Source organism: Gottfriedia acidiceleris, from assembly GCF_004138285.1.
In the GTDB taxonomy this organism is placed as follows: domain Bacteria; phylum Bacillota; class Bacilli; order Bacillales; family Bacillaceae_G; genus Gottfriedia; species Gottfriedia acidiceleris_A.
Genome location: NZ_SCFN01000008.1, coordinates 103,863 through 115,895, shown reverse-complemented (window position 1 = coordinate 115,895; position 12,033 = coordinate 103,863). Strand labels below are relative to the sequence as shown.

The following is a 12,033-nucleotide window of genomic DNA, read 5'->3' as shown; positions in this document are numbered from 1 at the left end:
GAATTCCTACTCTTATATTTGTTAGTTACCTAAAAATTGCTTTTTAAAGAATTCTAATTGCATGTCTAAAGTATCTGGATCATTGAAGTAGAATTCACTTCCATTAACTTCAAAAACGTGCTTATTCTTTACTGCTGGTGTATTTTTATAAGTATCTGTTTTTTCTACAGAAGTATCAGTTTGATCAAATTTACTAAAGATTACATATTCACCCATAAACTCAGGAAGTACTTCTAAAGAGATTGCATAATATCCTGGTTTCAATGCATTTTCTTCAACTTTTTTAGGCATTTTTAATTTCATTTCTTGGAAAAGAATTTCTGTTCCACGACCCCAGTTGTTGCCATAAACATAAAGCTGCTTGTCGAATTTTTCAATTACAGAAACTGTTGCATCTGGACCAATTTTAGCTTTTATCTCTTCTCCGGCCTTTTGTGCACGAGCTTTAAAATCATCTACCCATGCTTGCGCTTCTTTTTCTTTGTTTAATAATTTACCAATTTCAATATGTTGAGTTAAGTAATCTACTTTGCCGTAAGTATATACTACAGTAGGTGCGATTTTCTTTAATTTATCAAGGTTTTTAACATTATCTAAACCAATAATTAAATCTGGGTTTAACTCAATAATTTTTTCGATATTATCATCTGAAACTACTTCAGCATTTTTTAAGTTTTCAGCCCAGCGAGGATTCGATTTAGACCAAGAATCAACACCGACAATGTTAACTCCTAAAGACATTACATTTCCTGCAAACGAAGATAATACTACTACACGTTTAGGATTTGCTGGGACTTTAACTGGACCATTTTGAGATTGATATGTAATAGTTCCAGACTTTTTTGGTTCATTCTTTGAGCCTTCTGTACTTGATGCTCCTTTACTACATGCACTAATAATTAGCACGAATATTAAAAGAAATGGTATTAAGATTTTCTTCATTTTTCTCTTCTCCCTTAAGTAAATTGTATGTTATGCACATTGGTTTATTTGTTCTTGGGTCTCTTCCTATTACTGTATCAATTGAAAAAACTTTTTTTAGAACTTCATGCGTAATGACTTCTTCGCAAGAACCTGCTTTTACGATTTCTCCATCTTTAAGTGCGATGATATAATCTGCAAATCGAGCTGCTTGATTTAGGTCATGTAAAACCATTACAATCGTACGTTCTTGCTCCTGATTTAGCTTTTGTAACAACTCCAAAATTTCGAGCTGATGAGCTAAATCTAAATATGTAGTTGGCTCATCAAGGAAAATGATTTCAGTTTCTTGTGCTAACGCCATTGCAATCCAAACTCGTTGACGTTGACCTCCTGAAAGCGAATCAACTGTTTGATATTTATATTCCTTTGTACCTGTAACCTCAAGTGCCCAGTCAATAACTTCAATATCTTTTTGAGTTAATCTGCCAAAACCACTTTGATATGGGAATCGACCATAAGATATTAGTTCACCTACTGTTAAGCCACTTGCACTCTCTGGTGTTTGAGGAAGAATCGCCATTTTTTTAGCTAGTAATTTAGTATTCTCTGAAGCAATGTTTTCTCCATCTAAAATAATCGTTCCGGATTGATGAGAGATTATTCTTGTAATCGCCTTCAAAAGAGTCGATTTACCGCATCCATTTGAACCAATGATTGTTGTAATTTGTTTATCCGGAATTTTTATATTAAGGTCTTTTACAATCAAACGATCACCATAACCAATGGTCAATTCATTAGTATATAACCGTACCATAAAGGGACCTCCATTCATTTAATATTTTAACCGTTAGTGATAATGATAATTATTATCAATCATTGTTGCTAGGTAAATATAAGTCTATTTACTATTATTGTCAATATTATTTTTTAGTGAAATCATTGAAAAATTCTCAAAAATGGTTTATATTTTACTGAGAATGATAATCAATGACAGAATATTCTGGAGTGAGAACATAATGAATATGAACGATCTTTATGATGTAACAGTAATCGGAGGAGGTCCTGCTGGACTTTACTCTGCCTTTTATAGTGGTTTACGAGAAATGAAAACAAAAATTATAGAATTTCAATCTGAATTAGGCGGTAAAGTTCATTGTTATCCTGAAAAGGTAATTTGGGATGTTGGAGGACAACCACCAATCCCTGGCGAGAGATTCATCGGACAAATTGTTCAACAAGGATTAACGTTTGATCCGACTGTTGTGTTAAATGAAAAAGTCGACACAATCACTCGTGATGATAATGGTATTTTTGTTTTACATACAGCTTCAGGTCAAAAACATTATTCTAAAACAGTTATTGTTGCAGTAGGAAGTGGTATTTTAAATCCAACAAAGCTTCAAATAGATGGTGCAGAAAGATTCGAAGTTTCAAATTTAAACTATACAGTAAAATCACTTAAACATTTCCAAAATAAAACTGTAATCGTTTCCGGTGGTGGTAACTCTGCAATTGATTGGGCTAATGAGTTAGAGCCGATTGCTAAGAAAGTTTATTTAACTTACCGAAAAGATGCTCTAAAGGGTCATGAAGCACAAGTTTCTCAATTGATGAATAGTACAGTCGAATGTCTTTTCAATACATCTATTACGAAATTAATTGCTGGTGAAAACCATGAGGAAATTGAAAAGGTTGAACTGACAAATAATGAAACTGGTGAAGTATCTCATTTGGCAATTGATGAAGTAATCATAAACCACGGTTATGAACAGGATACTTCTTTATTAAATAACAGTGAAATAAAAGTAGAAATGATTCAAGATTTCTATATTAAAGGGAATACAACGAGTGAAACTTCGATTGAAGGGATTTACGCAGCTGGAGATATTTTAATGCATGAAGGAAAGTTACAATTAATTGCTGGCGCATTTCAAGATGCCGCTAATGCCGTTAATAAAGCGAAGCAATATATCCAACCAGATGCTAGTGGATCTGCAATGGTTTCATCTCATAATGAAGTATTTAAAAAACGAAATCGTGAATTAATTAAACAGATGATGAACTAATCTTAGTTAATTTTTACTTGCTAATAAAAAAAAAACGAATTCCATGTGAATTCGTTTTTTATTTCTTAAGCGTTGTGCCTTTAATTACTTCCCCTTACTTCTTTTAGTATAAAAAAAATAGAAACCCCTAATGGGCTTCTATTTTTTCTTGCTTCATTTCCACACTGTCATATACTTTTTTCGATATTTTGGATCTTCTTCTGTTTCAATCAACTCTAAAGCCTTTTGTTTAATCTCCTCATTCTTAACCGCATCATAAAGATTCCTCATACATTGAATGATATCGTAACGAATTAATTTATTGTTCTTCTCTTCTTTACAATTTAAATAACGGTTTTCTAGATATTCAAGGACGATTGCTCTTTGTTCTGGACCAGCTAATCCTACTCTCCATATAGATTGTAAGGTATGTCTTGCGGTAACAAATTTTGGATCATATGTAACTTGCCAAATTTCAGGAAAATCATTTAACATTCTTTTCTCTGGGTCACTAATCGCTAAATTTGAGAGAAATTGTGCCGCTCTTGACCTTGTGTGATTTCCTTTGTGCGTTAGCTCTGATTTTAATCGATCCCATACTTCATATGACCAATCCACTTTCTCTTTTGTAACGGAAATAATATAGTTAAAGGCTTCGTATTGCAAATTCTTGTCTTTTGATTCAAGGTTTTCAAAATAAGTTTGTACTTGTTGATCCATATCACGTACCTCTTTGAGAATAGTAAATAATTCGTATACCTAGATGATATCATTCCCTAGCATTTACTAGCTATGAAAAAAAATTATCTTATCGTTCAATTTTTTTCGATTTTTACTAATACTAAGCCTACTTATTCCAAAGTCAGTATACTTTAAAATCACGAAAATCGTTGCATTATATATTTAATTAAACGTTTGTTTAGTTTTGAAAATAAGCGGTTTCGATGAAAAATATACTTATCTATTTATAATTAAATCAAAATAAATGAACGATACTCAGTCCCGGGTCGTATAAGAAGTAAGGAGGGATTTTTTATGAAAACAATTTTATTTGAAGAAGATAAATTAATCATTACACTTTCTGGTTTTGAAACAATATTAGGGTTAAATCATACAATCGAAGTACCATATGGTGATATTAAGGACGTTTCGATAGAGGATCTCCATCAATTTCTTTGGAAAATTTACGGTACTCAAATAGGTGCAAATAAATATGGCTATTTTAAAAAGGACGGCGTGAACTATTTCGTTGCTACAAGTACTAACAAGGGGAATTTAGTTTTAACTTTAAACAATCATAAATATGATAAAATCATTTTAGAACTGGATCATATTGATGATATTTTCAAGCAGATACAAGATAGGTTACGTACTTATATTAAATAACTTAAATAAGACTGTCTTTAACGGACAGTCTTTTCGAATTTATAAATGAATAATTTCAAAACGATTATCAAATTCTCTTAAATATTCTACGACTAGTTTGCGGTGACAATGGTGTGGTTTTTCTTCGCTACACAAAAAGCATGGAACGCCGTTGCTTATAAAGTCGTTTATTTTTGTTTCGATTTTACGATTTTGTATTAAGCTAAAAAAGTCTTTTTCAAAATCATTCCATGAGACTTCCTTTTTCTTAATTGCTTTCAATAATTCTTCTGTTGGAGCTAAATCAGTGTCATGTGTGTATTGAATATTTAATAAATCCATTACAAAATGAAGGTCATCTTTTTTTGCATATCCTGCTAGTTGTGATGTGTTATGTAGTCTTGTATCAATTAGATGTGTAACGTTATTTTGTTGAAGCAATGATGAGAATGTTCTTAATGATTTTTTGGAGAATCCAATTGTTGTTATGTTCATATTAAATAATTACTCCTTCAACATTTGCTTTTTACTATTTAATTGTGTAAAAAATTACTATATCCACTAGAGTTTTTTGATGAATTAAAGATTATTATTAAAAAAGTTATAGGAAGCACTATAAATATGCTTATTATTATTTTCTTGTAAATATCAAGATTTCCTCCCTATATTGGTAAAATTTTGAGCAATTATATCACTTAAAAAATTGATGATTAGTTGGTAGCTTTAGGCGAAACATGATTAATCCTTCAAATGCTTTCTTTTACGAAAAAAAGCCCAGCATATGCTGAGCTATCAAAGTTATTCAAAAATCTGCACGTAATTTCTTTGTTAAGACTTCACTGCCTCAACCGTAATCTCTTCAAATGGCCAAGATGGGAGCATTTTTCTTAGGATTTTATCTTCTCTGTAACCAAGGTCATATTCAGCTTGCATAATTGTGTGAATTTCTCTTGTTCCTTCGTAGATAACAGGTGCTTTTGAGTTTCTTAAGTAGCGCTCTACTGGGAATTCGTTTGAGAATCCGTATGCTCCATGAATTTGAACTGCATCATTTGCAGCTTCGTTTGCTGCATTACAAGAAATCCATTTTGCTAGTGACGTTTCTCTAGTGTTACGTTTTCCACTATTTTTTAACCAACCAGCTTTATAAACTAATAGGCGTGAGATTTCAAGGTTTGAAGACATTTTTGCGATCATTTGTTGTACTAATTGATGTTTTCCGATTTCTTTACCAAATGTTTTTCGTTCATGACAGTATTTTACGCTTGCTTCAAGTGATGCCTGGATTAAGCCACAAGCACCTGCTGCAACTGTAAATCGTCCATTATCTAACGCAGACATTGCAATTTTAAAGCCTTCACCTTCAAAGCCTAATAAGTTTTCAGCAGGTACTCTGACATCATCTAAAAATACTTCTCCAGTGTTCCCTGCTCTAATACCCATTTTTCCTTTGATCGCTTTTGTGGAAACGCCTTCAAATGTACGTTCTACAATAAAACAGGAGATACCATGATGCTTTAGGTCATGATTTGTTTTCGCAAAAATTAAGAAATGATCAGCTACATCACATAAAGAAATCCATGTTTTTGATCCGTTTAAGATATAACTATCCCCATCTTTTACAGCAGTTGTTGCCATCGCCACTACATCAGATCCTGCATTAGGTTCAGTTAATCCAAATGCACCAATTTTCTTCCCTTGTGCTTGAGGAACAAGATATTTTTTCTTTTGTTCTTCAGTTCCCCATTGTAGTAATGTCATACTATTTAAACCAGTATGTACTGAAACAGCAGTACGGAAAGCAGTATCTCCACGTTCTAATTCCTCACAGACAATTGCTAAAGTATTATAATCCATTCCTACTCCACCGTATTGTTCTGGAATACATACACCCATTAGTTGTAAATCTGCAAGTCGTTTTAGAATATTAGCTTCAAAATGTCCTTTTTCATCCCATTCCTTTATAAAAGGAATAATTTCTCTGTCTACAAATGACCTGACTACTTTCCTTACACTAATTTGTTCCTCTGATAATGAAAAATCCATTCCTATTTCCTCCTCAAATTGTTTTATTTAATTTCATTTCTTCTATTTCAATTCGGGAATAACCTAGTTTGCTCATTATTTCTTCAGTATGTTCGCCATGTAGGGGTGGGTGTCTTAATACTTCAACTGGTGTTTTTGATAATTTTAGCGGTGATCCCACTAATTTTAGATCCTTTATAAAAGGATGGTTTACATCCAACACCATTTCTCTCGATTTAGCTTGTTCTGACTTTAGAGCTTCACTCACATTATTAATTGGGCCATTCGGAATTCCAATTTGATCTAATAATTGTTTCCACTCATTTTTACTTTTCATCTTCAACTTATTTTGAATTAATTGCTCTATTTGTTTTCGATGCTGTAAACGGCCAGTATTTGTCTTAAATTTATCATCCCATAAGTTTGGTTCATCAATTAGTAAAGCAAACCTTTTAAATTGTTCATCATTACCTACCGCTACGACTAATTCACCGTCACTTGCAGTAAAGACTTGGTATGGAACGATATTTGGGTGTTGATTCCCCATTCGTTCAGGTACAATCCCACTGCATAAATAATTACTAGCTACATTTACTAAAGCAGCTAGCTGGGAGTCAAACAATGAAATATCGATTTCCTGACCTTCTCCTGTACGATCTCGATGCTGAAGTGAAGCAAGAATCCCAATACATGTAAATAGACCAGTTAAAACATCCGAAATGGCTACACCTACTTTTGTTGGCTCTGCCTCTTTCTCACCAGTAATGCTCATTAATCCAGACATCGCTTGGATGATATAATCATATCCTGGTAAACTTGAATTCGGCCCTTCACTGCCAAACCCACTAATGGACGCTAGTATTATGTCTTCTTTTATTTTTTTCAAATCCTCATAGCCAAAACCTAGTTTTGTCATTGTTCCAGGTTTGAAATTTTGAACAACTACATCAGCCTCTGAAACTAGCTTTTTTAAAATTTCTTTACCTTGCTCACTTTTTAAGTTTAGAGTAATGCCTTTTTTATTGCGGTTTGCGCACAAATAATAAGCGCTTTCACCTTCAACGAAAGGTGGCCCCCATCCCCTTGTTTCATCGCCATTATTTATACTTTCTACTTTTATGATCTCTGCTCCTAAATCCCCAAGGATCATCGTACAAAAGGGCCCGGCTAGTACTCTTGTTAAATCAATGATTTTTACTCCATGTAATGCACCCGGCAACTTTTCCACCTCAATTAATCTAGTTAATAAGCCAGTAAACGATCAATTACACTAGTTGAATTGAATGTTTAACTGGCTTACAACTGCGCTTTATAAAAATAGTAGATTTATTAGATGTCTAACCCAATTGAAATATATTTAACTTCTAAAAATTCCTCAATTCCAAAGTGACCGCCTTCTCTTCCAAGACCGCTCTCTTTATAACCGCCAAATGGAACTTGTACAGCAGATGGTGTACCATCATTTAGTCCAATAATTCCGTACTCAAGTGCTTCTGTAACGCGGAAAGAACGACTTAAGTTTTCCGTATACACATATGCAGCCAGACCGTAATTTGAATTATTTGCTCTCTCAATTACTTCTTCTTCGGTTTTAAATGTAGTAATTGGTGCAAGTGGACCAAATATTTCCTCCTTCATACATGCCATTTCATCCGTGATTCCAGTTAAAATAGTTGGTGCATAATAATATCCATTTTCCTCTGCAGGTTTATTACCACTAAATACGATTTTTCCACCGTTATTAGTAGCGTCTTCAACTAGCGTTTTTACTTTTTCTAAAGCTGCATGATCAATTAGTGGACCAACATCAATTCCTTCTTCTAAACCGTTACCTACTTTTAATTTTTCTAGCTCTTTTGTAAATAACGCTGTAAATTCTTCAGCTACACTTTCTTGTACATAAATACGATTTGTACAAATGCAAGTTTGACCTGCATTGCGGAATTTTGATTGAACTAGGCCAACCGCTGCTTTTGATAAATCAGCATCATCCATGACAATAAATGGTGCATTTCCACCAAGCTCTAGCGAAACCTTTTTGACATTCTCCGCTGCTCCTACCATTAGCGTTTTTCCAACTTCAGTAGAGCCAGTGAATGTAATCTTTGTTACTCTTGGATCTTTGAGCCATACATCGCCTATTTCAGAAGACTTACCAGTAACGACATTAATTACACCTTTTGGAATTCCCGCTTCATGGGCAAGCTCCGCAAGCTTTAATGCTGTTAAAGGTGTTTGAGTAGCTGGTTTAATAACCGTTGTGCAACCAGCTGCAAGTGCAGGAGCAACTTTTCTAGTAATCATAGCTGCCGGGAAATTCCACGGAGTAATTGCTGCTACAACTCCTACAGGTTCTTTCCTAATTAGTATTCGTTTATTAGGTTGTGATGCAGGAATTGTTTCTCCATATACACGTTTGCCTTCTTCTGCATACCACGAAATAAAACCATTTGCATAAACAGTCTCACCTAACGCTTCTTTTAATGGTTTACCTTGCTCAATTGTCATTAATCTAGCAATTTCTTCTTTCTTTTCGTCAATAAGACGATACCAATTCATTAATAAATGGTATCTTTCTTCTGCCGTCTTTTTTGACCAAGTTTTAAATGCAGTATGAGCAGCATCAACAGCTAATTTAGCTTCATATGTACCACCCGTTGGAATTGCCCCTACAACTGCACCGGTTGCAGGATTTGTAACCTTCGTATAATATTCATGATCGTTCCCAACCCATGTACCATCTATATACATTGGGTAGACTTCATATTTCTCTTTAATTTGGCTCATGAGTTTACCTCCAATTGAAATTCTGGTACTAATACAGCTTCAATTGACTCCCTTAAAATATCTAGTCCCTCTTCAAGCTGTTCATCTGTAATCGTTAGTGGCATTAACAAACGAATAACATTGCCAAAGATACCTGCGCTTAACAACATTAACCCTCTATTGTTAGCTTCTTTTACAATCTTTCCAACTGTCACTTTATCTGGTGTTTTATCTTTCTTATTTGTTACAATCTCCATCGCACACATTGCGCCAATTCCGCGAATATCACCTATTTGTTCAAACTGTTTAGCCCACCTGCGCATTTTCTCGTTAACTTTTTCGCCAATTACAACAGCTCGATCATTTAATCCTTCTTCCTCAATGATATCGAGTACTGCTAATGCTGCACGACATCCAAGTGGACTACCAGAGTATGTTCCGCCTATTTCTCCGGCATCAGAAGCTTCCATAATTTCTTTTCTACCGATAACGCCACTAATAGGTACTCCTGCACCCATTGATTTTGAAATTGTTATTAAATCAGGCTCAATTCCAAAGTGCTCAATTGCAAAATATTTACCTGTTCTAGCAAAACCAGTTTGAATCTCATCTGCTACAAATAATATTCCATATTGCGTACAGATTTCTCTAACCCTTTTTACAAAATCAAGATCAGGAACAATAAAGCCACCTTCACCTTGGATTGGTTCCATTACGACTGCAGCAATCGTTTCTGGTGCAACCTCTGCAATCAAAAACTGTTCAAATTGTTCAATGATAAATTTACTATATTCCTTTTCATCCATTTGATCTGGACGACGGTAAACATATGGATATGGTGCTTTATACACTTCAGGAGCAAATGGCCCAAATCCATATTTGTAAGGCTTAACCTTACTTGTCATCGTCATTGTCATTAATGTTCGACCATGGAATCCTCTAGTAAAAGAAATGATTCCTTGACGCTTTGTATACTTTCTTGCTATCTTTACTGCATTTTCAACAGCCTCTGCGCCACTATTAAAAAATGCCACTTGTTTATCAAAACTTCCAGGTGAAAGATCTGCTAATCTTTCTGCAAGCTGAATATAAGATTCATACATCATGACATTAAATCCTGTGTGAATATAATCGCCTGCCTGAGCTTGAAGCGCCCTTACTACTCTAGGATGGGAATGGCCCACGTTTATCGTTCCAATTGCACCTGCAAAGTCAATAAACGTATTACCATCAATATCCTCAACTAGTGCACCCTTTGCTTTTTTTACAAATGCTGCACTATTATTACTAATCCCTTTTGGAACCACTTTATTTCTTCGAGCAACCAACTCTTGTGATTTTGGTCCTGGAATTGACGTTTGGATTTTAACGAATTTTCGATCTGCCATAATTACACCATCCTATCTATAACGGTTTTTGAGTGTAATGAAAGCATGTCATGATTATCGGTCATGACATGCTGAAAGATTAACTTAAATATTAGATAATATTTCTTTAAATGCACTCACTACAGTATCAACTTCTTCATAGCTAATTTTTAAAGAAGGCTCGATACGAATTGTTTTTGAGTTAATTAATGTACCAGCAACTAGGATACCTTTATCAAACATTCCTTTAGAAACTTCATAGCCAATTTCATCTTGATGGAACTCAATTCCAATCATTAAACCTTGACCACGAATTTCTAAAACTTTGTCTTCATGTCCTTTTGCTGCTTCTTTTAATTGATCTAAGAAGTAAGCCCCAACTACTTCTGCTCTTTCAGGTAATTTTTCTTCAAGAAGCACACTGATTGTAGCAATAGCAGCTGCACATGCTAATGGATTTCCACCAAATGTTGTTGTATGCATAAATGGATTTGGGAACCAGCTTTTGAATACTTCTTCTTTTGCAACTACTGCTCCAGCCGGCATAACTCCGCCGCCGAATGCTTTAGCAAGACAAATAATGTCTGGAACTACTTCATATAAATCAGCAGCAAACATTTTACCAGTACGTCCCATACCTGTTTGAACTTCGTCAAAAATTAGTAGAGCTCCGTACTCATCACATAGTTCACGAACTTCTTTTAAGTAGTTTGGAGGAGGAAGAATAATTCCACCTTCACCTTGAATTGGCTCAAGTATAACTGCTGCAACATCTTCGCCTACTAAAGAGCAAGTTTCAAATGTTTTTCTCATCATATCAATGTCACCAAATGGAACATGACGGAATCCAGGAATTAACGGTAAAAACGGTTTACGGAACATGCCTTTTGCAGTACCAGATAAAGAACCTAAGCTTTTTCCGTGGAATGCACGTGTAGTTGAAATAAATGTACTGCGCTCACTATACATTTTCGCAAGCTTTAATGCTGCTTCTACGCTTTCAGTACCACTATTGGTAAAGAATGAGTATTTTAAATCACCAGGTGTAATATCTGCTAAAATTTTAGCAAGCATTGCACGTAATGGATCTAATAAATCTTGGCTATGAAGTGCCTGTCTTTTTAACTGATCTGTAACAGCTTTGATAACTTTTGGATGACGGTGTCCAACATTATAAATTCCAAATCCGCCTAAACAGTCAATATACTCTTTACCATTTACGTCTTTAAAGCATGAGCCGCTATCAGACCATTCAACAGATGCAAATTGACCGCCTTCTGTAACAGTTTTGCGGTAAGCAAGGAAACCTGGGTTTACGTGCTCTCTAAAACCATCAACTGTTTCCTTTGTGATCCATGCAGCATCTTCTTCTGTAACAGTCTCTTTTTCTATTAAACTTAAAACCTTATTAATATACTCGGTTACATTTTTTTCTTCACTTTTTAATTCGTTTTTTAAGTTGATACTCATTTTGTTCACTCCTATAGTCGTTTTATCTATTTTTTTCTTTCCCATATGTCTCTTCTTATAACTGCCTAAAA

At 34.5% G+C, this 12,033-nt stretch carries 11 protein-coding genes; 2 read left to right on the top strand and 9 right to left on the bottom strand.

From position 1 onward, the window contains the following. Positions 1-21 precede the first annotated feature (21 nt). Both EP747_RS14060 and EP747_RS14055 read right to left on the bottom strand, forming a co-directional pair. The gene (locus tag EP747_RS14060) at positions 22-942 is read right to left on the bottom strand and encodes an iron-hydroxamate ABC transporter substrate-binding protein (RefSeq protein ID WP_129690762.1); all 921 of its coding nucleotides are present in this window, start codon (positions 940-942) and stop codon (positions 22-24) included. Further along, entirely contained in the window at positions 893-1,738 is an 846-nt protein-coding gene (locus EP747_RS14055; protein ID WP_129690761.1) for an ABC transporter ATP-binding protein, read from the bottom strand. The genes EP747_RS14060 and EP747_RS14055 overlap by 50 nt, the downstream gene beginning before the upstream one ends. A 202-nt stretch (positions 1,739-1,940) precedes the next feature. Here EP747_RS14055 and EP747_RS14050 point away from each other — a divergent pair, with 202 nt between their 5' ends. Further along, positions 1,941-2,990: an NAD(P)/FAD-dependent oxidoreductase gene (locus EP747_RS14050; RefSeq protein WP_129690760.1), complete on the top strand. Its 1,050-nt coding sequence runs from the start codon at positions 1,941-1,943 to the stop codon at positions 2,988-2,990. Positions 2,991-3,143: 153 nt separating this feature from the next. Here EP747_RS14050 and EP747_RS14045 read toward each other — a convergent pair whose 3' ends face one another. Further along, complete coding sequence (locus EP747_RS14045) at positions 3,144-3,689, bottom strand: hypothetical protein (protein WP_129690759.1); 546 nt, start codon at positions 3,687-3,689, stop codon at positions 3,144-3,146. A gap of 315 nt (positions 3,690-4,004) precedes the next feature. Here EP747_RS14045 and EP747_RS14040 point away from each other — a divergent pair, with 315 nt between their 5' ends. Next, positions 4,005-4,355: a PH domain-containing protein gene (locus tag EP747_RS14040; protein ID WP_129690758.1), complete on the top strand. Its 351-nt coding sequence runs from the start codon at positions 4,005-4,007 to the stop codon at positions 4,353-4,355. A 39-nt stretch (positions 4,356-4,394) separates the two neighbouring features. Here EP747_RS14040 and EP747_RS14035 read toward each other — a convergent pair whose 3' ends face one another. The 6 genes from EP747_RS14035 to EP747_RS14010 all read right to left on the bottom strand — a co-directional run bounded on the left by EP747_RS14035 (position 4,395) and on the right by EP747_RS14010 (position 11,962). Further along, entirely contained in the window at positions 4,395-4,829 is a 435-nt protein-coding gene (locus EP747_RS14035) for a DUF488 family protein (protein WP_129690757.1), read from the bottom strand. Between the two features lie 333 nt (positions 4,830-5,162). Continuing rightward, complete coding sequence (locus EP747_RS14030; protein ID WP_129690756.1) at positions 5,163-6,380, bottom strand: acyl-CoA dehydrogenase family protein; 1,218 nt, start codon at positions 6,378-6,380, stop codon at positions 5,163-5,165. A gap of 13 nt (positions 6,381-6,393) precedes the next feature. After that, positions 6,394-7,578, bottom strand: coding sequence for a CaiB/BaiF CoA transferase family protein (locus EP747_RS14025; RefSeq protein ID WP_129690755.1), 1,185 nt, complete (start codon positions 7,576-7,578; stop codon positions 6,394-6,396). 110 nt (positions 7,579-7,688) lie between these two features. After that, positions 7,689-9,146: an NAD-dependent succinate-semialdehyde dehydrogenase gene (locus tag EP747_RS14020; protein WP_129690754.1), complete on the bottom strand. Its 1,458-nt coding sequence runs from the start codon at positions 9,144-9,146 to the stop codon at positions 7,689-7,691. Continuing rightward, on the bottom strand, positions 9,143-10,513 hold the full coding sequence (gene gabT / locus EP747_RS14015; protein ID WP_129690753.1) for a 4-aminobutyrate--2-oxoglutarate transaminase: 1,371 nt from the start codon (positions 10,511-10,513) through the stop codon (positions 9,143-9,145). The genes EP747_RS14020 and gabT overlap by 4 nt, the downstream gene beginning before the upstream one ends. An 84-nt stretch (positions 10,514-10,597) precedes the next feature. Next, entirely contained in the window at positions 10,598-11,962 is a 1,365-nt protein-coding gene (locus EP747_RS14010) for a putrescine aminotransferase (protein ID WP_129690752.1), read from the bottom strand. Between the last annotated feature and the right edge of the window lie 71 nt (positions 11,963-12,033).